Here is a 23,498-nt window from a genome sequence, read left to right as displayed (position 1 = left end):
GCGATGCTCCGGCGGAGCGACGCGGGGGGCCGGGTCAGTCCGTGTCACGCTCACCGGCTCCGGCCGTGCAGGCGGAGCAGTATCCGAAGATGTCGACGATGTGCTCGGCCTGACTGAACCCATGAGCGGTCGCCGTGCGTCGCGCCCAGTCCTCGACATCCGTCGCTTCGATCTCGACGGTCTTGCCGCAGTTGCGGCAGATCAGGTGATGGTGGTGTCCGGCCGATACGCAGGCGCGGTAGAGGCTCTCCCCCTCGGGGCTCTGCAGAGAATCGGCCTCACCGTTGGCGGCGAGGCCGGCAAGCGCGCGGTACACCGTCGCCAAGCCGATGCCGGTGTTCTCGTCGCGGAGCGTGGCGTGCAGCGACTGGGCGCTGACGAAGCCGCGGGCGTCGGCGAGGGCTTCGCGCACGCGTTCGCGCTGCCACGTGTTCCGCTGGGCCATGATCAGGAGTTTACCGAGGCGCCCTGAACCGCCGCTGGACGCCCCTCACCCCCGCGCATCCGGACGACCCGCCCCTGCCGGCCGCCGATCACGCGGCAGACGAGGTAGATCACGAACGAGATCGTGGTGATGTAGGGGCTCACCGGGAGTGTGCCGGCGATTGCGAGGAGGATGCCGCCGACGGCGGACACGAAGCCGAAGGCGGCCGCTAGCAGCGGCACCGACAGCGGCCCGTGGGCGACCCGCATCGCGGCGGCGGCCGGCGTCACGAGGAGAGCCATCACCAGCAGCGCGCCGATGATGTGGACGGCCACGGCGACGATGAGGCCGAGGAGGATCATGAAGATCAGCGACACCGCGGTTGTCGGCACACCGCGCGCAGCGGCGGACTGCGGGTCGAGCGAGTCGAAGCGGAGCGGACGCCAGATCACCAGCATCCCGAGCAGCACGATGAGGCTGATCCCGATCAGCCAGCCCAGCTGGCCGGTCTGCACCGACACGATCTGCCCGGTCAGCAGGCTGAACCGGTTGGCCGAGCGCCCGTCGTAGAGAGACAGGAAGAGGATGCCGAGGCCGAGGCCGAACGGCATCAGGACGCCGATGATCGAGTTGCGGTCGCGGGCACGCGCGCCGAGCCAGCCGATGAGTGCCGCGGCGATCAAGGACCCGAAGATCGAGCCGCTCACGACGTCGACGCCGATGAGGAGGGCGGCCGCGGCCCCCGCGAAGGACAGCTCGCTGATGCCGTGGACGGCGAAGGCCATGTCCCGCTGCATGACGAAGACGCCCACGAGTCCGCCGACGAGGCCGAGCGCAGCGCCGGCCCACACCGCGTTCGAGACGAGTCCGAGCAGCTGGCCGTAGACCGGGAGGCCGCCGAACATCGCCTCCCAGATGGCATCCCAGCTCACGAGTGGTCCTCGTCGTGGTGGTGATGGTGCGTCTCTTCGGCGTCGGGGGCACCGACCACGACGAGCCGGTCGCCGGCGCGCAGCACGAAGACCGGTGTGCCGTAGAGCTCGGTGAGGACGTCGGAGCGGAGCACCTCGTCGGGACGCCCCAGCGTGAACCGGCCACCGGCGATGTAGAGGATGCGGTCGACTTTGCCCAGCAGCGGGTTGACGTCGTGCGTCACCAGGAGGACGGCGGCGTCGCGGTCGCGGCGATGGCGGTCGATGAGGTCGACCACGGCGCGCTGGTTCGCGAGGTCGAGGCTCGTGAGCGGCTCGTCGCAGAGCAGGAGCTTCGGGTCATCGGCGAGGGCCTGGCCGATGCGCAACCGCTGCTGCTCGCCGCCCGAGAGCACCCCCACCGGGCGATCGGCGAACGCACGGGCGCCCACCTCGTCGATGAGCTTCTCGACGCGGGCCGCGTCGCGGCGCCGCGGGATGGGGAGCCCGAAGCGGTGACCGTTGACCCCGAGCGCGACGACATCGCGACCCCGGAGGGCGACGTCGCGCGGGAGCGGCCGTGCCTGCGGGATGTAGCCGACGCGGCGATTGCCCCCCGCGCGTACCGGCTCTCCCAGGACGGAGATGGTGCCCGAGCTCAGGGACTGCAGGCCCAGGATCGCCTGCAGGAGCGTCGTCTTGCCCGAGCCGCTCGGGCCGAGGACGGCGATGAGCTCACCGGGTGCGACGGAGAGGTCCAGTCCCGACCACAGTTCGCGGCCGGAGCGCCGCAGCGCGGCATCCCGGATCTGCAGCGCAGGCGCGGAGGTCGTCACTCCGCCAGAGCGTCGCTGAGCGCGGTGATGTTCGCCTGCATCCACGAGATGTAAGTCTCCCCCTCCGGGAGCGTTTCCGAAAACGCGATCACCGGGATGCTCAGCGAATCGGCCTCCGAGACGATCTGCTCGGTCTCGGCCCCGCCGGTCTGGGTGTTCGTGATGACCACCCGCACGTCATCGGCGCGCAGCAGGTCGAGCGACTCCAGCAGCGTCGCCGGCGGAACATCCTGCCCCTCCTCGACAGCCTCACTGAACGCTTCGGGGGTCACGTTCTCCAGTCCCGCCGCTGCGGCGAGGTAGACCGGCACCGGTTCGGTGACGAAGACGTGAGCACCCTGCTGGTCAGCGGCGATCGCGCCGAGGGAGTCCTCGACACCCTCGATCTCACCCGTGAACGCGTCGAGGTTCGCCGCGAAGGTGTCGGCCTCCTCGGGTCGGAGCTCGCTCAGCTCGTCGGCGACCGCCTCGGCGACATAGGCCATGGTGTGCGGGTCGTACCAGACGTGCTCGTTGAAGCCTTCGATGTGGGCGTGGTCGTGCTCGCCCTCCTCGTGGGCATGCTCCTCCTCCGCCGCGGCGTCCGCGGCACCCTCCTCGGAGTGGTCATCGGAGTGCGCTTCAGCACCGGGGTAGTCGTGGGAGAACTCGACGGCCGTGATCACGTGGGCCGCGCTGCCGCTGGACTCGATGAGCGCGTCGATGAACGAGTCGTAGCCACCGCCGTTCTCGACGATGAGCTCGGCGTTCGAGATCGCGAGGGTGTCCTGGGCGCTCGGCTCGTAGGAGTGCGGGTCCTGCGCGGCGGAGCTCACGATCGAGGTGACGGCGACCGCGTCGCCCCCGATCTCCTCGACGATCTGCCCGTAGACGTTCGTCGACGCCACAACCTGGACAGCGTCACCCGTCGCATCGGCACTCCCCGCCGACGATGACGATCCGGCCGCGGTGGCGCAGCCGGCGAGGGCGAGAGCGGATGCCGCGGTCACGGCGAAGAGGGGAACGAGTCGGGTCGCACGCATGGAGCCAGTGTAACGAATTGATAATCGTTATCAGTAGCGCGCGCGACGACCCCGCGACGACCCCCCTGCGCGATCACCTCCCCGACGGTCACCGAGAGGAGAGGAGTGACGCACGCGAGAGTGCATCTGGCCGCCGAGGATGCGGGGTTCGCCCGCTTCCTCGGCGCGCCGATGCACTCTCGACGGACGGCGAACCGGCCCGCCCGAGGCTCAGTGTTCGTGGCCGGACGCGGACGGCGGGAGGGTCGTGACGGTGGTGTCCGAACCCGGCTCGACCACGAGGAACTGCGCCATCATCCCGGCATCTTCGTGCCGGAGCAGGTGGCAGTGGAGCATGAGCGGATGCCGCGGGTCGGCGTGATCGAAGCGGAGCACCACCTCCACCTCGACCCCGGGCGGGAGGTAGAGGGGGGTTTCCCCCCCCTCGCCTGCGGGGGCTCGACCGCGCTCGCGCGGATTTTCGCGCTACGCGCGGACGCCGACCGGGGTTTGCGTCCTCAGGACGGCGAATCTCCTCGTGAGCGCGGAAGCGCGGAGCGACGCGGCGCGACGCGGCGCGACGAGGCGCGGCCGGGCGCGGGCGCCGACCCGCGCCGCGCCCTCAGTCCAGCAGCAGCGCCGGCTCCTCGAGGATCGAGGCGACATCGGCGATGAACCGCGACATCCCGTCGCCGTCGATCACACGGTGATCGAACGACCCGGCGACCGTGGTCACCCAGCGGGGCCGCACCTCGCCGTCGACCACCCACGGCTTTTGCCGGATCGTCCCGAGCGCCACGATGCCGGCCTCGCCGCCGTTGATGATCGGGGTGCCGGCATCCATCCCGAACACCCCGATGTTGGTGATCGTGATCGTGCCGCCCTGCTGATCCGCGGGGGTGGTCTTGCCGTCCCGCGCCGTGAGCGTCAGCCGCTCGAGCGCCCGCGCGAGGTCGCGCATCGACAGGTCCTGGGCATCCTTGATGTTCGGCACGAGAAGGCCCCGCGGGGTCGCCGCGGCGATGCCGAGGTTGACGTAGTGATGCAGCCGGATCTGGGCGCCGTCCTCGCCGTCGATCCACGAGGCGTTGACCATCGGCGTCCGCCGCACGGCCCAGATCACCGCGCGGGCCATGATCAGCAGCGGCGAGACCTTGATGTCGGCGAAGTCGGGCGAGGCCTTCAGCCGCTTGACGAGCTCCATCGTCCGGGTCGCATCGACGTCGGTCCACACCGACACGTGCGGGGCCGAGTAGGCGGTGCGCACCATGCTGTTGGCCACGGCCTTGCGGACGCCGCGGACCGGGATGGACTCCTCGCGTCCGTCGTCCGCCGCCTGATCGGGGGCGGGCGCGGAAGATCCGGATGCCGCCGGCGCGGCCGGCTCGGAAGCGCGCGAACCCGCGGCGCCGACCGGGATGGTCTCCTCGCGGACATCCCCCCACTCCGGGGTCTGGATGTTGCGGAAGACACTCGCCTGCGAGGCGTGACGCATGACGTCGTCGCGCGTGACCTCGCCTGCGGCCCCGCTCGGGGTCACCGCGGCGAGGTCGACACCGAGGTCGCGGGCGAGCTTGCGGATCGGGGGCTTGGCGACGACACCCACCGACTGGGTGACCGGCCGCGCCGCGGGCTTCCGCCGTCGCGACTGCACGGCGCCCGCCGAGCCGTATCCGACCAGGACCGAGCCCGACTCCTCCGGCTCGCGGGGGGCTCCGTGCTCGCTCTGCCCGACGGTGACGGGCGTGGCGGCGGGAGCTGCGGCATCCGCGGGTTCGATCGTGATGATCGGCGCGCCGACATTCACCGTCGCCCCCTCGACGGCGAGGAGCTCGCCCACCCGCCCCGCGAACGGCGAGGGCAGCTCGACGAGCGACTTGGCCGTCTCGATCTCGACGATCACATCGTTGACGGCCACCGCGTCACCCGGCGCGACGCGCCACGTCACGATCTCGGCCTCGGTCAGGCCCTCCCCGACGTCGGGGAGGAGGAAGGTCTGCGTGCTCATGGGACTCCTCAGTAGGCGAGGGCGCGGTCGACGGCCTCGAGGATGCGGTCGGCGTCGGGGAGGTAGGTGCCCTCGAGCTTGGCCGGCGGGAAGGGCGTGTCGAAGCCCGACACCCGGAGGACCGGCGACTCCAGCGCGAAGAAGGCCTTCTCCATGACGGTGGCGGCCACTTCGCTCCCGAGCGAGGTGAAGCCGGGCGCCTCCTGTGCGTAGACCATCCGGCCGGTGCGGCGCACCGAGTCGAGCACCGGTCCGTAGTCGACGGGCGACAGCGAGCGCAGGTCGATGACCTCGCAGCTCGTGCCCTCCGACTCGGCGAGCGCGGCGGCCTGCAGCAGGGTGTGGACCATCGCGCCGTGCCCGACGAGCGTGACATCGGTTCCCCGGCGGACGAGTCGCGAGGCGTGCAACGGCAGCGCCGGTGCACGGGTGTCGACCTCGCCCTTCTGCCAGTACCGGCTCTTCGGCTCGAGGAAGATCACCGGGTCGTCCGACGCGATCGCCTCCTGCATCATCCAGTAGGCGTCGTTCGGCGTGGACGGGCTCACCACCCGCAGGCCCGGGGTGTGGGTGAAGTAGGCCTCGGGGCTCTCCTGGTGATGCTCGACCGCGCCTATGTGGCCGCCGTAGGGGATGCGGATGACGATGGGCATCCGCACCGCGCCCTCGTGGCGGTTGGTGATCTTGGCCAGCTGCGAGGTGATCTGGTCGAAGGCGGGGAAGACGAATCCGTCGAACTGGATCTCGAGCACCGGGCGGAAACCCGCCATCGCGAGCCCGATCGCGGTGCCGACGATGCCCGACTCCGCCAGCGGCGTGTCGATGACCCGGCGGTCGCCGAACTCGGCCTGCAGCCCCTCGGTCACCCGGAAGACGCCGCCGAGACGACCGATGTCCTCCCCCATGAGCAGGACGCGGTCGCTTCCGGCGAGCGCGGTACGAAGGCCGAGATTGAGGGCCTTCGAGAGGGGAAGGGAGCGGATGACGCCGGCGTCGGCGTCACCGGCCGGCTCGGGCGCCGGCGTGGAGGTCTGCGCAGCGGTGGTCATGACGTCCCCTCCTCGAACGACGCCTCGTAGTCGGCGAGCCAGCGCTTCTGCTCCTCGACCAGCGGGTGCGGCTCGGAGTACACGTGGTCGAACATGAGGTCTGTCGCGATGCCGCCGAGGGCGTTGGTGCGCACGCGGGTGTCGTCGGCGAGGGCTGTGGCCGAGGCCTCGACGTCGGCGAAGAACGCATCGGAGGCGCCGCGCGAACGCAGGTAGGTCGCCATCCGGGCGATCGGATCGCGGCGCGCCCACGACTGCTCCTCGTCGGAGGTGCGGTACTTCGTCGGGTCGTCGCTGGTGGTGTGGGCGCCCATCCGGTAGGTGATCGCCTCGATCGCCCGCGGTCCGTGCCCGGTGCGCGCCTCGTCGAGCGCGACACGGGTCACGGCGTAGCTGGCGAGCACGTCGTTGCCGTCGATCGGGACGGCGGGGATGCCGTACCCGTCGCCGCGGCGGTACAGGGGCGAGCGCGACTGCGTCGCGACCGGCACCGAGATCGCCCACTGGTTGTTCTGCAGGAAGAACACCTCGGGGGTCTGATAGCTCGCGGCGAACACCATCGCCTCGTGCACATCGCCCTGGCTGGAGGCGCCGTCGCCGTAATAGACGATGACCGCCTCGTCGCGCTCGACGTCGCCGGTGCCGCTGCGACCGTCGAACACCAGGCCCATGGCGAGCCCGGTGGCGTGCAGGGTCTGCGCCCCGAGCACGAGGGTGTAGATGTGGGTGTTTCCGTTGCGGGGATCGGTGGGGTCCCAGCCGCCGTGGGTGAGTCCGCGCATCAGGCGGATGATGTCGACCGGGTCGACGCCGCGGATGCGGGCGACCACGTGCTCGCGGTAGGACGGGAAGACGTGGTCCTGAGCGCGCGCGGCGCGGGCCGACCCGACCTGCGCGGCCTCCTGGCCGAAGCTCGGCGGCCAGAGCGCGAGCTGACCCTGGCGCTGCAGGTTCGTCGCCTGCACGTCGAACGCGCGGATCTCGGCCATGTCGCGGTAGAGACCCTCGAGCTCGGCGTCGCTCAACGCCTCGATGACGGCGAGGTAGGGCTCGGCCGCGGGCGTCGGTGACAGGGAGCCGTCGGCGTCGAGGAGGCGGACGAATCGGGCGTCGGGGCCGGAGCTCCCCGAAGCGGCGGGTTCAGACGAGGCGGGGCCTGCGTGCAGAGTCACCGTTCTACGCTAGCCGCCGGCCCGGGTGGGCTTCTGGGAGGTCTTCCACAACGGACGCGGCGATTCGTAGGACTTCGTCGACAGACTCCTCCTCGCCGACCGAGATGCGGATGCCGTCACCGGCGAACGGGCGCACGATGAGACCGGCGGCGGTGAAGGTCTCGGCGATCGCGAGGGTGTTCTCGTGCGCGGGGAGCCAGACGAAGTTCCCTTGCGCCTGGGGGACGGCCCAGCCGGCCTCCCGGAGGGCCTCGGCGAGCCGGTCGCGCCGGGCCGCGATGTGACGGACGCGCTCGAGGAGCTCCTCCTCGGCGTCGAGGCTCGCGAGGGCCGCGGCCTCGGCGTGCGCGGTGACAGACAGCGGGATCGCCGTGGTGCGGGCGGCGTCGAGGATGCGCGGGTGCCCGATGGCGTACCCGACCCGGAGGGCGGCGAGCCCGAAGGCCTTCGAGAAGGTGCGGAGCACCACGACGTTCGGGAGCTCGGCGCCGCCACGCGTGCGGTTGCCGAGCACGGTGAGCCCGTCGACGGCGCCCGGCGCGGTGACGAACTCGGCGTAGGCCTCGTCGAGGATCACGAGGATGTCGGAGGGCACGCGCCGGATGAAGGCGTCGAACTCGTCCTGACCGACCACAGGCCCCGTGGGATTGTTGGGGCTGCAGACGAGGATCGCCCGGGTGCGCTCGGTGATCGCGTCGGCCATGGCATCGAGGTCGTGACGTGCGTCGGCGGTGAGCGGCACCTGCACCGGGGTGGCGCCGGCGAGCACGGCCAGCCACGGGTAGGCCTCGAATGAGCGCCACGCGTAGACGACCTCATCGCCGGGCCCCGAGGTGGCCAACACGAGCTGGGCGAGGATCGACACGCTCCCCGCCCCGACGTGCACCTCGTCGACGGTGACGCCGAACCGGGCGGCGAGACGCTCGCGCAGACGCGTGGCCGTGGCATCCGGGTATCGATTGAAAGCGCTGGCGGACCGGACGGCCTCGAGCACCCCCGGCAGCGGATCGAACGGGTTCTCGTTGCTCGAGAGCTTGAAGGCGTCGGGCCCCGCCTGCGTGCCCTGCTTGTACGGCGGCAGGGAGGCGATGCCGGGGCGCACGCGAACCGGGATGTCTGCAGCGTCGCTCACGGCACCGAGTCTACGGCGGGATGACGACGGGGCCACGGGAGTACCATTCTGGTATGGCCATGACCGTTCGCCTTCCGGAGGACCTCGACCGCCGCCTCGAGGAGATCGCGCGCGACGAGCACGTGTCGAAGCATGCGCTCATCCTTCAAGCGGCCGAGGCCCTGGTGGAGCGGAGGGCCCGTTCCGCGCAGGTGCAGGCAGCCGTCGACTTCGTGCGGACCCATGACGCGAACCTCCTGGACCGTCTCGCCGACGCGTGACGGTGTATCTCCGCCTCGATGACGCCCGACAGGTCGTCGAGGCCTTCGGCTTCTACGTTCGGGACGCGGGACTGCTGGCATCCGCTCTGGCCCGCCCGGCCGCCGCGATGTTCGAGGAGGAGGCCTACCGCGACCTGGATGCCAAGGGCGCGGCGCTCCTGGAGTCGCTGCTGCGCAATCACGCGCTCGCCGACGGGAACAGACGCACCGGGTGGACGCTGCTGGTCGTCTTCTGGTGGCTGAACGGGTTCCGCCACACCTTCTCCGAAGACGAGGCGTTCGACCTCGTCGTCGGCGTCGCCGAGGGTCGGATCGATCTCGCCGAATCGACGCGTCGCCTCGCACGGCACCGGGTTCCCCGGGCGCGCGACTGAACGACCCGGACAGGCCGCGGCACGCGCGTCAAGGTCTCGCGGGCGCCGGGGGGTCGTGGCACACTCGCGGCATGGGCTTCCTCATCCGCGTGGTCGTGAACGCGTTCGCGATCTGGGTCGTCACCCTCATTCCCGCACTCCAGGTGTTCGTCATCCCCTTCGCGCCGGGAGAGACGCTGCAGCTGGTCCTCACGCTGCTGCTCGTGGCGGCGATCTTCGCGATCGTCAACACCGTCATCGGCACCGTGATCAAGGTGCTCGCCTTCCCCCTGTACATCCTCACCCTCGGTCTCATCGGCCTCCTGATCAACGGGTTCCTGCTGTGGCTGACGGCGTGGTTCACGCAGTGGTGGAGCTTCGGCCTGCGCGTCGAGGAGTTCTGGTGGGGTGGCATCCTCGCCGCGCTCATCATCACGGTGATCAACTGGATCGCCGGGATCATCCTGCGCCCGCGTCGTCGCGAGGACTAGGCGCCGCCACGGGCGGAGGCGGACGCGTCGCCGCGTATTCGGTGACGGTGACCGACTGCGCCTCTCCGAGACCCGCGAACACCCGGTGCACCGCCCCGACCCGGGGGTCGCCGGAGGCGTCGACGAGGGCCGCGCTCTCGGCGTAGCTGCGCATCGAGTGCGCGGGCGCCGTGGCATCCACCAGCCCCGTGTCGGTGTGCGCCTCGCGCTCGGCGGTGAAGCTGCCGGGAGCGCCGACCGCGGTCTCGTGGCCGCCCCCTGCCAGCATGGCGACCGGATCGTCGGAATGCCGGATGGCGACGGCCAGCGTCTCCGCCCCCACATCGGCCTCGACGGGTGAGCCGAACGACACCACGGTGGCCATGTCGTACGGCCCCTCCAGCGCCAGGTGGGCTGCGATCATCGCCCCCTGCGAATGGCCGAAGGCGTGGACGGTGTCGCCGGGCTTCGCCCCGGCGGCCTCGAGGGCGGCGAGGGTGGCCTCGTACGACGCCGAGCGGTTGCCGGTGTACAGCTCGGCGTTGGACTGCGAATCCCAGGGGTCCTCACCCCCGACGCCGAGCGACTGCGTCCCGGCGATGTACACCGCGAACTGCTCGGTGCCGTCGGGCATCGTGTACTTCTCCACACGCACCCGCGCTTCCCCCGCCCCCGGCATCCGGGAGGCCGCAGCGGCCAGATCGGCGGGCGCCGTGTTCGTCCGCAACGGCGCAGCGGTCGACCGCAGCGCCACCGCCGCAGGCTCGCCATCCAGGCGCGCATCGCGCGAGAGACGTCCCCACCCGCCGACGCCGAACACCGCGGCGGTGCCGAGCGTCGCGCCGCCCAGTGCGACACCGCCGACGACGGCGCCCAGCTCGCTGATGATCCCGCCGAGGTCGGTGCCGGTCTCGGTCGCCTGGCGCACCAGGTAACTCGGCCACATCACCGCCCGGTCGAACCGGGCCACGAGCGCCTCGCCGTCGGCACCGGGGAACAGTCGGAGCAGCTCCGCCCGGCGGAGTTCGAGGGCGGCCAGGCCCGCACCGTCGCCGCGCGCAGACAGGGCGGTGTGCTCGGCGTCGAGCTCGACCAGCTCGTAGACCGCCGCCGCGTGACGGAGGTCGCCGGCGATCTGCGCCGCCTGGACGATCGCGCCGTCGAGGTCGCGCGCGAAGACCGTCGCGGCCCCCGCGGCAGCCCACCCGAACCGACGCTCGTCGGCGAGCTCGGCGCGCGCGGCACCGAAGCGCCGCTGCAGCACGTCGAGATCGTCGATCAGGCGATCGAAGCGCCCCGCCGCCTCGCGGAGCGTCGCGGTGTCGACCGAGACGGCGCCCCCGCCGCGGATCTCCAGGCCGTCGCTCACCAGCATCCCTCCGCCCACAGCAGGGCACGCTCACCGGCGCACTGCGCCTCGAAGATGACCGTCTCCAACTGACAGGTGAGCCCTGACACATCCCCCGCCCACCGGGCCGCCTTGTCGTGGAAGGCCTCCGCCGCCCGGGCCCGCCACCCCGTCGCGTGGTCGAGCGATCGGGCGGTGAGGGCCGCATCCCCGAGCGCGAGGGAGAGGGCACGCAGCTCGCGGACGACGGCGGCCAGGGCGACCGCGCTCGCCTCGGCGCCGGGAGAGCAGACGGTGGGGGAGAGCATGGGACGATGATCGGGGTCGGGCCGTCCCCCGCGGGGACGGGTACGGCGATCTGTGAGCGGATCCCGCGAAAGCCCGGCCTGTGCAGGAACCGTCGACACCTCTTGCACGCCGCGCCTCCACCCCCAGAATGGAACCCATGACCGCGAGCGCCTCGACGGCAGCGCCCTTCCGCGTGGTGTTCGTGTGCACCGGGAACATCTGCCGGTCACCCATGGCCGATGTGGTGTTCCGGGCTCTGGCCGAGCAGGCGGGACTCGCCCCGCGGGTCATCTCCACCAGCGCCGGCACGGGCGACTGGCACGTCGGTGAACGCGCCGACGAACGCACGCTCGCCGCGCTCGAACGTCGCGGCTACGACGGGTCGCGCCACCGCGCGCGCCAATTCACCCAGCCCGAGTTCGACCGCTCCGACCTCATCGTCGCGCTCGACCGCAGTCACGAGCGGATCCTCCGGGGCTGGGCGCCCACCGACGGCGACGCCGACAAGATCGCGCTGCTGCGCTCGTTCGACGCCGGCGCGGACGGGCTCGACGTGCCCGACCCCTACTACGCCGGGCCCGCGATGTTCGACCAGGTGCTCGGTATGATCGAGAACGCGAGCCGGGCGCTCTTCCGGCAGCTGGAACCCGCCATCCGTCCCGCGACCACCTCTTCGTGAGGTGCTGACGCGGGGCCGCGTCGTCACGGGAGCATCGTGCCCTCTCTTCCCCCTCAGCCGCTCAGCCCGCTCGACGGGCGCTACCGGGCCGCGGTCGCACCGCTGGCCGACTACCTCTCCGAAGCGGGGCTGAACCGCGCTCGCGTCGAGGTCGAGGTCGAGTGGCTGATCACCCTCACCGACTCCTCCCTCTTCGGTACCCGGCCCCTCTCCCCCGAGGACAAGGACCGTCTGCGCGTGCTCTACCTCGACTTCGGGCAGGCCGAGATCGACTGGCTCGCCGAGAAGGAGGCGGTGACCCGCCACGACGTCAAGGCCGTCGAGTACCTCGTGCGCGATCGGCTCTCCGCGCTCGGACTGGACCGTATCGCCGAGCTCACCCACTTCGCGTGCACGAGCGAGGACATCAACTCCACCGCCTACGCCCTCACCGTCAAGCGCGCGGTGCACGACGTGTGGCTGCCGAAGCTCCGCGAGGTCATCGCCGCGCTCGGGCGCCTGGCGGACGAGCATCGGGATGCCGCGATGCTCGCCCGCACGCACGGGCAGCCGGCGACCCCCACGACCATGGGGAAGGAGCTGGCGGTGTTCGCCGGGCGTCTGGAGCGGGTGGTCCGCGGCATCCAGGCGTCGGAATATCTCGCGAAGTTCTCGGGAGCGACCGGCACCTGGTCGGCGCACCTCGCGGCCGACCCGCAGGTGAACTGGCCGCTGATCACGCGGGAGTTCATCGAGCGCCTCGGGCTCGATTTCAACCCCCTCACCACCCAGATCGAGTCGCACGACTGGCAGGTCGAGCTGTACGACCGGGCGCGTCACGCCGGCGGCATCCTGCACAACCTCGCCACCGACATCTGGACCTACATCTCCCTCGGATACTTCGCGCAGATCCCCGTCGCCGGTGCGACCGGGTCGTCGACGATGCCGCACAAGATCAACCCGATCCGCTTCGAGAACGCCGAGGCGAACCTGGAGATCTCGGGCGGACTGTTCGCCACGCTCGCCTCGACGCTCGTGACCTCGCGGCTGCAGCGCGACCTCACCGACTCGACCACGCAGCGCAACATCGGCGTGGCTTTCGGGCACTCCCTGCTCGCGCTCGACAACCTGCTGCGCGGGCTCGGCGAGATCTCGCTGCGCCGCGACGTGCTGCTGGCAGACCTCGATGCGAACTGGGAGGTGCTCGCCGAGGCCATCCAGACGGTGGTGCGCGCCGAGATCGCGGCGGGCCGGTCGCAGATCACCGACCCGTACGCGCTGCTGAAGGACCTCACCCGCGGGCGCCGTGTCGGCGCGCCGGAGCTGGCGGAGTTCGTCCGCGGCCTCGACATCGGCGACCAGGCGAAGGAGCGGCTGCTCGCCCTCACCCCGGCCGGGTACGTGGGTCTCGCCGCCGAGCTGGTCCCGCCCGCGCGCTGAGGCCGCGCGGGGTACACGCGCGGGGCGGACGGGCAGAGCCGGGATGCCGCGGGGGCGCGAGAATCAGAGGGTGACCTTCGAGCGCGACGCCCCGCCGCTGGCGCGGCGCGCGGCCATCGCGCAGCGCTGGAGCGACGCGGTGTTCGTGCACTGGCGGGTCGAGCCGGACGCCGTCGCCCCGCTCCTCCCCCGCGGGGTCGAGCCCGACGTCTTCGACGGATCGGCGTGGGTCGGGCTCGTCCCGTTCGTTCTGAGCGAGTTCCGATTCCTGCCGCTTCCTCCGGTGCCGTTCGTCGGCACGTTCCGCGAGATCAACGTCCGCACCTATGGCGTCGACGCCGCCGGGCGGCGCGGCGTCGTCTTCCGCACCCTCGAGGCCGAGCACGTGGCGCCGGTGCTCGCGGCGCGGGCGATCTTCGGGCTTCCCTACCGGTGGGCGCGGATCGGAATGCGCGACACCGGCCCGCTCATCGAGTACCGGTCGCGGCGTCGCCGCGCCGACGGCCGCGCCACCGGGCCCGGCACCCGCATCGCCGTCGAACGCGACACCGAGCCGGTCGACACCGCGCTGTCGCGATTCCTCACCGCGCGGTGGGGCTTCCACGAGACGCATCTCGGGCAGACGATCTGGGCCGCGAACGAGCACGCGCCGTGGCCGCTCGTCGACGCGCGCCTGCGGGCGCTCGACGACGACCTGGTGTCGGACGCGGGATTCCCGGGCCTCGCCGCGCGCACGCCGGATTCAGTGCTGGCGACGCCGGCGCAGCATCCGGGATTTCACACCCGCTTCAGCCGCGCCGTCCGCATCTGAGTCGCTAGGGCGTCGACGACCCGCCGCTCGACCCGCCGCCCGCTGCGTCCGGCGCATCGGCGGGGTCGTCGTAGAGCACCGGGCGGTCCATCGGCTTCTGCACGGTGGCGGGGTCGACGGCCAGGAGCAGCAGCGACAGGATCAGCAGCGTGACGATGAACGTCACCCCCGCGACGATGCCGGCCACCACGATCGCCCGGGAGGCCTGCTCGCCGCCGCCCTGCTGGAAGAACCCCATCGACATGAGGGTCACGAAACCCGCGAAGAGCGCCGCGCCGAAGGCGAGGCCCAGCAGCTGCACGGGCTTGAGCAGATCGCGACGGGTGAGCTTGTCGGTCATCGGAAATCCTCCGGGGATGACACCGTGGCGGCGTCATCGATGGGTTCGGCGACCTGCGGGGCCGCCTCGGGGCGCGGCGAGAAGCCGGCGATCGCCAGCCAGACCGCGACGATGGCGGCATAGCCGCCCAGGATGCCGACACCGATCGTCGTGCCGGTGAGGGTGAAGGTGCCCGCCTCGTCGATGGTGTACTCCAGCGCGTACGACACCGGCACGGCGACCAGGGCGACGCTCAGCACGAGCGTGATGAGGCCGACCGCGAGCCCGTCGCGCGCTTCGCGCGCGGCGACGGCGAGGTCGGGCGCGCCGCGCGAGAGGCGCACCTCGCGCCACGATGCCAGGGCCTCGGTGAGCCCGGTCGCGAACGCCCAGGTGGCGACGATGACGACGAAGGTCACCTCCGACCGCCACGCCGGGATGCCGCCGGCCATGCCCGCGACGATGTTGAGGATGCCGAGGAGGATCGCCTGCCACCGGGCGCCGGCGGGGTAGACGAGCCAGGCGGCGAGGAGGAAGACCAGACCGGTGGCGATCGCGAATCCGCTGAAGACCGACAGCCCGATCGACGCCGAGTGATCGGGCGAGAACGTGATCATCACCGCGACGATCGCCGCGAAGAGGGCACGCGCGAGCTGCAGGTCGCGCGCGCGGAAGGCGCGGGGAGTGGCGGCAGCAGGCATGACGGCGTTTCAGACGGGGATCGGGGCGTTTCCAGTGTAGGCCGTGGCCGCCGGCTGGATTCGGCGATGCTTCACCGGCGAGAGAAGCGGATGCCGCGGCTCACGCCTGCGGACAGAACATGCGGGGCCGCGGACCGGTGCGGTCGAACGTGTGCTGCGACATCGGCGCACCGCAGAGCGGGCAGGGGCGCTCCGTACGCTCGGGCTCGGGCTCGGTGTCGTAGGGCCCGACCGCCGCGGGTCCGGCCTTGCGGATCAGCACGGCGTTCATCCAGTTGAACCAGCCGCCCTCCTCGCGCATCCGCTCGCGCAGCGGTTTGCGGGGCGGGCGGGGCTCGGGGTGGGGCATGTCCCTCACCCTACGCGGGTGGGTTGCCGACGCTGACATGGAGATCTGCGCACTCACGGTCGCTTCGCCGCCAACGGGCCGAGCGAAGGCCGATCACCGCGCGGGCACCGCGCGGATCGGCCGAGTCGCGAGAATCCGATGCACCACCTCAGCGGGGAAGGACGGTGAGCACCCGTTCGACGTGATCGCGGAACTCGGTCATGAAGTCACGGAGGAAGGTCTCGGATCCCTCATCACGCACCTCGCCGTCGGGGCCGAACACCTCGTCGGAGAACTGGATGTAGGCCTCGGGGGCGGTCATCTGCCGCGCGTTGCAGTAGCTCAGCACCCCGCGGAGACTCTGCTGGGCGACGGCGGTGCCGATCTGCCCGACCGATGCGCCGACGACGGCCGCCGGGATGTGCTCGAACGAGTTCTCGCCCCAGGGTCTGGATGCCCAGTCGATCGCATTCTTCAGTGCGCCCGGGATGCTGCGGTTGTATTCGGGCGTCACGAACATCAGCGCCTCGGAGGCGCCGATCGCCTCCTTCAGCGCCCGCGCCTGAGGCGGGAAGTCGCTGTCGAAGTCGGGGCTGTACAGCGGCAGGTCGCCGATGGGGATCTCGGTGAATTCCAGATCGTCGGGCGCAAGCCGGATGAGCGCCTTCGACAGCACCCGGTTGATGGATGTCGACGAGAGGCTGCCGATGAAATACCCGACCTGATACGTGGCCATGATGTCTCCTCACCGTTGGGGTTGCGCGATGATGGCACGCAGATCGCGTGGCGCACGAGGTCTGGACGGCGACGTGGATGTGTGCCTGGTCACGACCACGAGAGAGGGGACGCGATGAAGCGAACCAGCGAAGACGACCCGGTGCGCGGCGCGGTCGTGCTCATCACCGGCGGCGCCCGGGGGATGGGCGAGCTCTACGCGCGGCGTGCCGTCGCCGGCGGCGCGCGAGCCGTGGCGCTGTGGGACATCGACGAGGAACGGGCAAAGAGTCTCGTCGCCGATCTCGGCCGCTCGGGTGTCGATGTGCGCGCCTACGTCGTCGACGTCTCTCAGCCGGGGTCGATCCGCGAGGGGGTCGCGCGGGTCCGCGACGAGGTCGGGGCACCCGACATCCTGATCAACAACGCCGGCATCGTGCGCGGCGCGTCGTTCTGGGAGCACGACCCGGTGAACGACATCGAGGCGACCATCCGGGTCAACACCCTCGCCGCCATGTGGCTCACCCGCGAGGTGCTCCCCCACATGATCGCCGACCCGTCACGTCCCAAGCGCATCCTCAACATCGCCTCCGCGGCGGGCACCCTCGCGAACCCGCGGATGAGCGTCTACGCCGCCTCGAAGTGGGCGATGATCGGCTGGAGCGAGTCGGTGCGACTCGAGCTGTCGGCTGCCGGCCACCGTCATATCGCCGTGACGACGTTCTGCCCGAGCTACGTCTCGACCGGCATGTTCGCCGGCGCGCGCGGCCCGCTCCTCACCCCCGTCATGACGCCCGTTCAGGCCACCGCGGCAGCCTGGCGCGGGATGCTCCAGGGAACACCCATGGTGCTGCGACCCTGGACGGTCAAGCTCGCGATGGCGCTGCGCGGACTGCTCCCGACGCGCGCGTGGGACGCGATCGCGGGGCGGGTGTTCCGCGTCTACTCGTCGATGGACGCCTTCACCGGGCGGACGGGCGACTGACGGGACCCACTGTCACGGATGGGCGCGCCAGGCGAAGCCGCCTTCCTCGCCGCTGAGCGGGTCGCCACCCGATGCGTCGACCGCAGGAGCCTCGGCAGCCGCGCCGAGCATCCGCCGGGTGAGGTGCTCCCGATCAGCCATCAACGCCTCCAGAGCCGCGGCCAGATCTTCGTCACCGGGCGTCGCCTCGCGCATCGCCGCCTCGAGCACGCTGCGACGGATGAGCTCCTTCGCGAACGACCCCGTCGTTCCGGCGGTCCGATCCGCAGCGTCATCCAGCGCCGACTCGCTGAACGCGAGCTGGGCGGCGTACCGCCGGAGAAGTCGGCGTCGTTCCCCGAGGCCCGGCAGCGGAATCTCCACGGCGAGGTCGACACGACCCGGTCGCTCGGCGAGCGCGCGCTCGAGCACGTCGACCCGGTTCGTGGTCATCACGAATGCGACGTCCGCGTCGCCGCCCAGGCCGTCGAGCGCATCGAGGACTTCGAACAGGAGCGGCTGCGGCGTGCTGTGTCGCTCCATCGCCACGAGGTCGACGTCTTCGAGCACGACGATCGACGGCTGGAAGGTGCGGGCGATCTCGGCGGCGGCAGCGATGAATCGGATGCTGGACCCGGTGAGCAGCACCGCCGTGACCCCGTCCGAGCGCGACAGCAGGTGGCGGATGGTGAGGGTCTTCCCCGTCCCGGGCGGACCGTAGAGAAGGATGCCGCGCTTGAGGTGCTGACCGGCGGCTTCGAGTTCTCGGCGGTGGCCGGAGATGCCGAGTGCGTGACGCACCACATCGTCGAGAAGTCCGTTCGGAAGGATGACGTCGGACTCGGCGACCTGCGGACGCTCCAGGAAGGTCGCACCCGCGTCGTGCCCGTACTCGGTGGGCACGAAAGACAGCACCTTCCCCCGCAGCACACTCAGCTCGACCATCAGGCGTCGGATGGCGTCGATGAGGTCGGAGACCACCTCCGGGTCGGTGCCCATGACCTCGAGCCCCGCGGCCTCCCGACCGTACTGGCGCGCTGCCGCCCGTTGGACGACAGCCACCGGGAGATCGCGATGAGTGAACAGGTGAACGCCCATCGACACCACTCGTCGACTGCCGGTGGGGCCCGTCGCCCTCTCGAGATAGTCCACCGGCCCCGGCGCGAAGCGGGCGTGCGGGGAACTGATGAGCTCGGCCATTCCGCTGTGGAGGCGCTGGTCACCGCCGGTGACGCCGACGAGCCGCCCCCCACCTCGGCGGGAGAGCTCGGCCAACGCGAGGTCGACGTCGACCAGCCGGTGGTCGGCCACGACCTCCTGGACGGCGGGAAGCACACTCGCATCCGCCCCGAGGTGCGAGCTGATCTCGTCGCCGAGAGGCGTACGGGTGGCGGTCAACTCGAGGAGGTGGAGCTGATTGACCCGCTCGAGGTACGCTCCCACCCGCCGCATCAGGTCAAGATCGTCCTTCTCGCTCATCCGTCTCCTTCGCTCGAACGCCACAACCTAGCAGGGCCTCGGAAACGCAAGACGGTGGACGCGAAGATCACCGCGTCGGGCTACCGGACCGTACCGCTCCATCGAGGACCACCCCGACGGCGAGGAACCCGACCGTGTCGGGGTCGGCGTTCAGCTGCTCGGCGAGGGCGGAGTCGGCCCGGCGGAGCGCCGCGGCGAAGTTCTGCGCCGGTTCGGTGTCGTGCTCGTGGCGGTGGGCGTCGATGTGGCGCACCAGCTCGCTGTGGCTCCAGGTGTGCTGCACCGCCTTGCCGGCGTACCACTCGCGCAGCGCCTGGTCGTCGAGGCGGGTGAGCAGCTCGACGACGTGACCCCACGGCAGCTGACCGACCGGCTGCTGGACGATGCCGCTGCGCGCAGGCCACGAGCGCGCGAAATCCCGCATCCGTCGAAGGTTCTCCACCGTGAGGCTCGTCATGGTCGGGTAGGCGGCACGGAGTTCGGTCGCGAGCGCGTCGAGCGCAGCATCCTCGTCCGTTCCGGAGTCTTCCCGCTCGAGGATCGCCGCCCCGATCTGCCAGTACAGCCCGATCACCTCGGCGTTGGCGCGACGCTGCAGGGTATGGCGCGCGGAGCGGACTCGGTCGATCAGCTCCCGGGCATCGTCGCTCATCACGTCAGCATGGCGCAGATCGGCGCGGTCGCGACAGTCCGCGATGAGCAGGACCGACGCCGGCGATCAGTCGGCGCGGCCGAGGCGGCCGCGATGAGTGCGAGGGTCACGCCGTAGAGCACGCCAAAGGTCGCCATCACGTAGGCGAGGATCCGGTCCCACTCGCGCATCTGCTTCTTCTCGCCCGGTACCCAGCGGCGCAGCGCGATGACGATCAGCATCGACGCGGCGACGAAGAGGATGACGAAACCGGGCAACGCGACCCCGACCGGCAGCTGGTAGAGCCACATGAATGGCATTGTGCCCGCAGGCGGGTCCGGGGAAGGGAAATGGATGCCGCGGCTCGCCGCGTCGCGGCATCCGGAATCTTTTTTCGCGGCGATGTCGATTTCGTCCGCGCCGGTTCGACGCGATAGTGGGAGGGCCCTTCCTCCCCGAACGAAACGGAGAATCAGATGCCCAAGTACATGCTCATCATGCGCAACAGCGGGTCGGTCGAGAACTACGAGGACATGGACTTCGAGGCGATCATCAATGCGATGGGCGCCTACAACGAGTCGATGATGAAGGCTGGGATCCTCCTCGGCGGTGACGGGCTGACTGATGCCGCCCAGGGGTCGGTCGTGGAGTTCACCGCCGAGGCGCCGATCGTCACCGACGGCCCCTACGGCGAGGTGCACGAGCTGTTCAACGGTTTCTGGACGATCCAGGTCGGCTCGCAGGAGGAAGCGGTCGAGTGGGCGAAGAAGGCTCCGCTCGGCCCCGGCAACAAGATCGAGGTGCGTCGGATGACCGACGAGTCCGACTTCGAGGACTTCTCGGACAACGAGTACGTGCAGAAGGAGAAGGGCTGGCGCGAGGAGCTCGGCACCGTATGAGTGCAGACCCGCGCCGCGTCCTCGATGCCGTGTGGCGTATGGAGGGTGCGCGCATCGTCGGGGCGGTGGCGCGGGCCACGAGCGACATCGTCCTCGCCGAGGATGTCGCCCAGGAGGCCGTGGTCGAGGCTCTGGGCTCGTGGCGCGAGCACGGGGTGCCCGAGAACCCGGGCGCGTGGCTCACCGCCGTCGCCAAACGACGGGCGGTGGACGCGTGGCGCCGCCGCGCGGCGCTCGACGACCGGCACCGGGCGATGGCTCGCGACCTGTCGGAGACGACGGAGGACGTGTGGGAGCCGATCGACGACGACGTGCTGCGCCTGGTGTTCACGGCGTGCCACCCGGCGCTGTCGAGGGAGTCGCAGGTCGCCCTCACCCTGCGGGTCGTCGGCGGGCTCACGACGGTGGAGATCGGGCGGATGCTGCTGGCGCCCGTGCCGACGGTGCAGGCCCGCATCACCCGGGCCAAGAAGACCCTGCAGGCGGCGAAGGTGCCGTTCGAGACGCCCGATCCCGGCGAGTGGCCGGCGCGGCTGCAGACGGTGCTGAGCGTGGTCTACCTGATCTTCACCGAGGGGTACGCCGCGACGAGCGGTGACCGGTGGGTGCGTGCCGACCTGGCCGAGGAGGCCCTGCGGCTCGGGCGCATGATCGCCGCGCTGCTGCCGCGCGAGGCGGACGCGTGGGCACTGCTCGCGCTGATGGAGCTGCAGGCGTCGCGGTTCGGGGCGCGCGCGGACGACACGGGTGCGCCGGTGCTGCTCGCGGACCAGGACCGGGCGCGGTGGGACAGATCGCAGATCGAGCGGGGGCGCGCGGCGCTGGCGCGCGCCGATGCCGTGGGGCACGGGCGCGGTGCCTACGCACTGCAGGCGGCCATCGCCGAGCAACACGCGATCGCCGCGCGGTTCGCCGACACCGATTGGGACGAGATCGTCGTGCTCTACGAGGCGCTGGGGCGCCTCGCACCGAGCCCCGTCGTCGCTCTCAATCACGCCGTCGCGGTGTCGATGGCCGTGGGGCCGGGGACGGCGCTGGCGATGGTCGACCGGATCGCCGCGGGCGGGGCGCTGCGCGGGTCGCACCTCATCCCGAGTGTGCGCGGCGAGCTGCTCGCACAGGTCGGCCGCGCCGAAGAGGCGCGTGCGGAGCTCTTGGCCGCGGCGGCGCTGACGGGCAATGAGCGCGAGGCCGGCGTGCTGCGCGCGAAGGCGGCCGCGCTCGGGGGCTCGTCTGCATAACTCCTCAGACGTGCGCCCGAGCGGCGTGCTGAATCGGTTTCGCGCCGCGTCAAGGCTCGAATCTGAGGAGTTGTGCAGACGGAGCGGTTGAGCGGCGTCCGCGCGCGCTCTAGGCTCACGGCAGAGCGTGACGTCCCGGTTCGGCACCACCCTCGCGAAAGCAGGTTCCGATGGCCTCCTTCACCCGCGGATTCGGCTCGCGTCGGCGTGACGCCGACCCGGACCTTCCGCCCGGCCAGTACCTCACCACCGATTTCCCAGTCCTCTCCGCCGGTCCCACGCCGCGCATACCGCTGACGGAATGGTCGTTCTCGATCCGCACCGAGACGGGGGAGACCGCCCGGTGGAATTGGGAGGAGTTCACCGCCCTGCCGTCGGAGGACGTGACGACCGACATCCACTGCGTGACGCGCTGGTCGAAGCTCGGCACCTCCTGGCGGGGCGTCGCCCTCGACACCCTCCTCGAGAACGTCGAGACGAGTGTGGACTACGTCATGGCCCACTCCTACGGCGGCTACACCACGAACGTGCCGCTCAACGATCTGCTCGACGGCAAGGCGTGGATCGCCTACGAGTTCGACGGTGAGCCGCTCGATCCCGAGCACGGGGGTCCGGCCCGGCTCCTCGTGCCGCACCTGTACTTCTGGAAGAGCGCGAAATGGGTGCGCGGGCTGGTGATGCAGCAGCACGACGATCCCGGCTTCTGGGAGCAGAACGGCTACCACCTGCGCGGCGACCCGTGGCTGGAGGAGCGGTACTGGTGAGGACCACGGGGTGGCTGCCGGCGAGGATCGCCGCGGTCCGACCGACCGCGAGCCACGCGCGGATCCTCACTCTCGACGTCCCCGGCTGGCCCGGCAACGACCCCGGCCAGCACCTGGACATCCGCCTCACCGCCGAGGACGGGTACCAGGCGGAGCGGTCGTACTCCATCGCGTCCTCGGGTCCGGGCGAGAGGGTCGAGCTCGCCGTCGACACCGTTCCCGACGGAGAGGTCTCGCCCTTTCTCGTCGAGATCGCCGAGGTCGGCGACGCCCTCGAGGTCAAGGGCCCGCTCGGTGCATACTTCGTCTGGCATGAGACCGACCCCGACCCCGTCCAGCTGATCGCGGGCGGCTCGGGCATCGTGCCGCTGCTGGCCATGGCGCGGGCGCACGACCGTTCCGGAAGCACCACACCGTTCCGCCTCCTCTACTCGGTGCGCTCTGCGGCGGACGCCCTCTACCGCGACGAGATCCTCGACCTCGGACGCCGCTCCCTCGATCTCACGTGGGCTTACACCCGGTCCGCACCGGAGGGGTGGCCCGATCCCGTCGGACGCCTGACACCGGAACGGGTCGCGGCCGCGACATGGTCGCCCGCGCAGCATCCGCTCACCTTCATCTGCGGACCGACGCGCTTCGTCGAAGCCGCCGCCGACGCCATGGTCGCCGCCGGGCACGACCCGGCACGCGTCCGCACCGAACGATTCGGAGGATGACGATGTCCGACGACCCCGCTCCCGTCCCTCGCGCCACGCATCCCGGCCGGGAGAATCCCCATACGGCGCACGTCGTCGACGGCAACGCGGTGGTGGGCGCCCTCACCGATCTCCTCGCCGGAGATCTCAGCATGCTGATGGTGGAATGCGGCGGATGCCACGTCACAGCGCCCCTCGCAGAATGGCGCGTCGAGGCCGACCGCGACGCGTTCATCGTGCGATGCCGAGCGTGCACGCACACCCTGTGGACGCTCATGCGCGACGACCGCGGCGCGGTGCTGCGCGTCGCCGGCGCCTGCGACATCCGACCTGCCTCGGTCTGACGGCCCGCGCGTCACGAGCCCGGTGCGGTCACGAACCCGAGATGCGGGTCCACGACGCCTTGCCCTCGGCGCGGCGGGCCGCCTCGTACGATGAGGCGACACCCTGCTTGCCGGCCCGGAGCGTGTCATCGTGGGGAGCCGGCTCGGCCGGACGCCGGGGCCGCGTGACCCACAGGGTCACCGCGGCGACACCGGCGGCGACGCCCCCGAGTGCAAGCAGCTCGACCATGCTGAGAGCGTACGCCCGCCCGCGCGCCC

Annotated in this window: 31 protein-coding genes; 12 read left to right on the top strand and 19 right to left on the bottom strand. The window is 71.1% G+C overall.

Annotation, left to right across the window (positions count from 1 at the left end; genetic code table 11):
- Positions 1–34: 34 nt before the first annotated feature.
- From MA875_RS00300 to MA875_RS00260, 9 genes are all read right to left on the bottom strand, one after another.
- Positions 35–445 carry a Fur family transcriptional regulator gene (locus tag MA875_RS00300; RefSeq protein WP_248239514.1) on the bottom strand — a complete coding sequence of 137 codons (411 nt, stop codon included), beginning with the start codon at positions 443–445 and terminating at the stop codon, positions 35–37.
- Between the two features lie 2 nt (positions 446–447).
- The gene (locus tag MA875_RS00295; RefSeq protein ID WP_282448571.1) at positions 448–1,329 is read right to left on the bottom strand and encodes a metal ABC transporter permease; all 882 of its coding nucleotides are present in this window, start codon (positions 1,327–1,329) and stop codon (positions 448–450) included.
- A gap of 23 nt (positions 1,330–1,352) precedes the next feature.
- Entirely contained in the window at positions 1,353–2,171 is an 819-nt protein-coding gene (locus tag MA875_RS00290) for a metal ABC transporter ATP-binding protein (protein ID WP_248239510.1), read from the bottom strand.
- Positions 2,168–3,193, bottom strand: a complete 1,026-nt coding sequence (locus tag MA875_RS00285; protein ID WP_248239509.1) for a metal ABC transporter substrate-binding protein — start codon at positions 3,191–3,193, stop codon at positions 2,168–2,170. Before MA875_RS00285 ends, MA875_RS00290 begins: the two co-directional genes overlap by 4 nt.
- Positions 3,194–3,403: 210 nt before the next feature.
- Complete coding sequence (locus MA875_RS00280; protein WP_248239506.1) at positions 3,404–3,568, bottom strand: multicopper oxidase domain-containing protein; 165 nt, start codon at positions 3,566–3,568, stop codon at positions 3,404–3,406.
- A 226-nt stretch (positions 3,569–3,794) separates the two neighbouring features.
- Positions 3,795–5,180 carry a dihydrolipoamide acetyltransferase family protein gene (locus MA875_RS00275; protein ID WP_248239503.1) on the bottom strand — a complete coding sequence of 462 codons (1,386 nt, stop codon included), beginning with the start codon at positions 5,178–5,180 and terminating at the stop codon, positions 3,795–3,797.
- Between the two features lie 8 nt (positions 5,181–5,188).
- Complete coding sequence (locus MA875_RS00270) at positions 5,189–6,229, bottom strand: alpha-ketoacid dehydrogenase subunit beta (protein WP_248239502.1); 1,041 nt, start codon at positions 6,227–6,229, stop codon at positions 5,189–5,191.
- Positions 6,226–7,302 carry a thiamine pyrophosphate-dependent dehydrogenase E1 component subunit alpha gene (locus MA875_RS00265; RefSeq protein ID WP_248240095.1) on the bottom strand — a complete coding sequence of 359 codons (1,077 nt, stop codon included), beginning with the start codon at positions 7,300–7,302 and terminating at the stop codon, positions 6,226–6,228. The genes MA875_RS00270 and MA875_RS00265 overlap by 4 nt, the downstream gene beginning before the upstream one ends.
- A 103-nt stretch (positions 7,303–7,405) precedes the next feature.
- Complete coding sequence (locus MA875_RS00260) at positions 7,406–8,533, bottom strand: histidinol-phosphate transaminase (protein ID WP_248239500.1); 1,128 nt, start codon at positions 8,531–8,533, stop codon at positions 7,406–7,408.
- A 53-nt stretch (positions 8,534–8,586) separates the two neighbouring features.
- On the opposite strand from MA875_RS00260, the gene MA875_RS00255 reads away from it, so the two are divergent.
- The 3 genes from MA875_RS00255 (at position 8,587) to MA875_RS00245 (ending at position 9,637) form a co-directional block, all read left to right on the top strand.
- Complete coding sequence (locus MA875_RS00255) at positions 8,587–8,793, top strand: ribbon-helix-helix protein, CopG family (RefSeq protein ID WP_248239497.1); 207 nt, start codon at positions 8,587–8,589, stop codon at positions 8,791–8,793.
- Positions 8,790–9,167 carry a type II toxin-antitoxin system death-on-curing family toxin gene (locus MA875_RS00250; RefSeq protein WP_248239495.1) on the top strand — a complete coding sequence of 126 codons (378 nt, stop codon included), beginning with the start codon at positions 8,790–8,792 and terminating at the stop codon, positions 9,165–9,167. Before MA875_RS00255 ends, MA875_RS00250 begins: the two co-directional genes overlap by 4 nt.
- Positions 9,168–9,238: 71 nt before the next feature.
- On the top strand, positions 9,239–9,637 hold the full coding sequence (locus tag MA875_RS00245) for a phage holin family protein (RefSeq protein WP_248239493.1): 399 nt from the start codon (positions 9,239–9,241) through the stop codon (positions 9,635–9,637).
- On the opposite strand, the gene MA875_RS00240 is transcribed toward MA875_RS00245, so the two are convergent.
- Positions 9,606–10,985, bottom strand: a complete 1,380-nt coding sequence (locus MA875_RS00240; RefSeq protein ID WP_248239491.1) for an alpha/beta hydrolase family protein — start codon at positions 10,983–10,985, stop codon at positions 9,606–9,608. The genes MA875_RS00245 and MA875_RS00240 overlap by 32 nt on opposite strands.
- A complete protein-coding gene (locus MA875_RS00235; protein ID WP_248239489.1) occupies positions 10,982–11,272 on the bottom strand; it encodes a hypothetical protein in 291 nt (96 codons plus the stop codon). Before MA875_RS00235 ends, MA875_RS00240 begins: the two co-directional genes overlap by 4 nt.
- Positions 11,273–11,409: 137 nt before the next feature.
- Here MA875_RS00235 and MA875_RS00230 point away from each other — a divergent pair, with 137 nt between their 5' ends.
- From MA875_RS00230 to MA875_RS00220, 3 genes are all read left to right on the top strand, one after another.
- A complete protein-coding gene (locus MA875_RS00230; protein WP_248239487.1) occupies positions 11,410–11,931 on the top strand; it encodes a low molecular weight protein-tyrosine-phosphatase in 522 nt (173 codons plus the stop codon).
- Between the two features lie 36 nt (positions 11,932–11,967).
- Entirely contained in the window at positions 11,968–13,350 is a 1,383-nt protein-coding gene (gene purB / locus MA875_RS00225; RefSeq protein WP_248239486.1) for an adenylosuccinate lyase, read from the top strand.
- Positions 13,351–13,420: 70 nt separating this feature from the next.
- Positions 13,421–14,161 (top strand): YqjF family protein, encoded by a 741-nt coding sequence (locus MA875_RS00220; protein WP_248239485.1) that lies wholly within the window; start codon positions 13,421–13,423, stop codon positions 14,159–14,161.
- A gap of 4 nt (positions 14,162–14,165) precedes the next feature.
- On the opposite strand, the gene MA875_RS00215 is transcribed toward MA875_RS00220, so the two are convergent.
- From MA875_RS00215 to MA875_RS00200, 4 genes are all read right to left on the bottom strand, one after another.
- On the bottom strand, positions 14,166–14,501 hold the full coding sequence (locus tag MA875_RS00215) for an amino acid transporter (protein WP_248239484.1): 336 nt from the start codon (positions 14,499–14,501) through the stop codon (positions 14,166–14,168).
- On the bottom strand, positions 14,498–15,181 hold the full coding sequence (locus MA875_RS00210; RefSeq protein WP_248239483.1) for an acyl-CoA synthetase: 684 nt from the start codon (positions 15,179–15,181) through the stop codon (positions 14,498–14,500). Before MA875_RS00210 ends, MA875_RS00215 begins: the two co-directional genes overlap by 4 nt.
- Positions 15,182–15,281: 100 nt before the next feature.
- Positions 15,282–15,530, bottom strand: coding sequence for a hypothetical protein (locus tag MA875_RS00205; RefSeq protein ID WP_248239482.1), 249 nt, complete (start codon positions 15,528–15,530; stop codon positions 15,282–15,284).
- Positions 15,531–15,678: 148 nt separating this feature from the next.
- On the bottom strand, positions 15,679–16,245 hold the full coding sequence (locus tag MA875_RS00200) for an NADPH-dependent FMN reductase (protein ID WP_248239481.1): 567 nt from the start codon (positions 16,243–16,245) through the stop codon (positions 15,679–15,681).
- A gap of 114 nt (positions 16,246–16,359) precedes the next feature.
- On the opposite strand from MA875_RS00200, the gene MA875_RS00195 reads away from it, so the two are divergent.
- The gene (locus MA875_RS00195) at positions 16,360–17,208 is read left to right on the top strand and encodes an SDR family NAD(P)-dependent oxidoreductase (RefSeq protein WP_248239480.1); all 849 of its coding nucleotides are present in this window, start codon (positions 16,360–16,362) and stop codon (positions 17,206–17,208) included.
- A gap of 12 nt (positions 17,209–17,220) precedes the next feature.
- Here MA875_RS00195 and MA875_RS00190 read toward each other — a convergent pair whose 3' ends face one another.
- The 3 genes from MA875_RS00190 to MA875_RS00180 all read right to left on the bottom strand — a co-directional run bounded on the left by MA875_RS00190 (position 17,221) and on the right by MA875_RS00180 (position 19,608).
- Positions 17,221–18,666 (bottom strand): AAA family ATPase, encoded by a 1,446-nt coding sequence (locus MA875_RS00190; protein ID WP_248239477.1) that lies wholly within the window; start codon positions 18,664–18,666, stop codon positions 17,221–17,223.
- Positions 18,667–18,733: 67 nt separating this feature from the next.
- A complete protein-coding gene (locus MA875_RS00185; RefSeq protein WP_248239475.1) occupies positions 18,734–19,318 on the bottom strand; it encodes a DUF1016 N-terminal domain-containing protein in 585 nt (194 codons plus the stop codon).
- Positions 19,318–19,608 carry a hypothetical protein gene (locus MA875_RS00180; protein WP_248239473.1) on the bottom strand — a complete coding sequence of 97 codons (291 nt, stop codon included), beginning with the start codon at positions 19,606–19,608 and terminating at the stop codon, positions 19,318–19,320. Before MA875_RS00180 ends, MA875_RS00185 begins: the two co-directional genes overlap by 1 nt.
- A gap of 165 nt (positions 19,609–19,773) precedes the next feature.
- On the opposite strand from MA875_RS00180, the gene MA875_RS00175 reads away from it, so the two are divergent.
- From MA875_RS00175 to MA875_RS00155, 5 genes are all read left to right on the top strand, one after another.
- Entirely contained in the window at positions 19,774–20,196 is a 423-nt protein-coding gene (locus MA875_RS00175; protein WP_248239471.1) for a YciI family protein, read from the top strand.
- The gene (locus MA875_RS00170) at positions 20,193–21,437 is read left to right on the top strand and encodes an RNA polymerase sigma factor (protein ID WP_248239469.1); all 1,245 of its coding nucleotides are present in this window, start codon (positions 20,193–20,195) and stop codon (positions 21,435–21,437) included. Before MA875_RS00175 ends, MA875_RS00170 begins: the two co-directional genes overlap by 4 nt.
- Before the next feature lie 170 nt (positions 21,438–21,607).
- The gene (locus tag MA875_RS00165; protein WP_248239468.1) at positions 21,608–22,201 is read left to right on the top strand and encodes a sulfite oxidase-like oxidoreductase; all 594 of its coding nucleotides are present in this window, start codon (positions 21,608–21,610) and stop codon (positions 22,199–22,201) included.
- Positions 22,198–22,917 carry an FAD-binding oxidoreductase gene (locus tag MA875_RS00160; protein WP_248239467.1) on the top strand — a complete coding sequence of 240 codons (720 nt, stop codon included), beginning with the start codon at positions 22,198–22,200 and terminating at the stop codon, positions 22,915–22,917. The genes MA875_RS00165 and MA875_RS00160 overlap by 4 nt, the downstream gene beginning before the upstream one ends.
- Positions 22,914–23,240 carry a DUF6510 family protein gene (locus tag MA875_RS00155; RefSeq protein WP_248239466.1) on the top strand — a complete coding sequence of 109 codons (327 nt, stop codon included), beginning with the start codon at positions 22,914–22,916 and terminating at the stop codon, positions 23,238–23,240. Before MA875_RS00160 ends, MA875_RS00155 begins: the two co-directional genes overlap by 4 nt.
- A gap of 28 nt (positions 23,241–23,268) precedes the next feature.
- Here MA875_RS00155 and MA875_RS00150 read toward each other — a convergent pair whose 3' ends face one another.
- Complete coding sequence (locus MA875_RS00150; protein WP_248239465.1) at positions 23,269–23,469, bottom strand: hypothetical protein; 201 nt, start codon at positions 23,467–23,469, stop codon at positions 23,269–23,271.
- Positions 23,470–23,498 lie beyond the last annotated feature (29 nt).

The organism is Microbacterium kunmingense, assembly GCF_023155745.1.
Classification (GTDB): Bacteria; Actinomycetota; Actinomycetes; order Actinomycetales; family Microbacteriaceae; genus Microbacterium; species Microbacterium kunmingense.
Note: the sequence above shows the minus strand (reverse complement) of the source record. Positions and strands in the feature narration are given on the sequence as shown.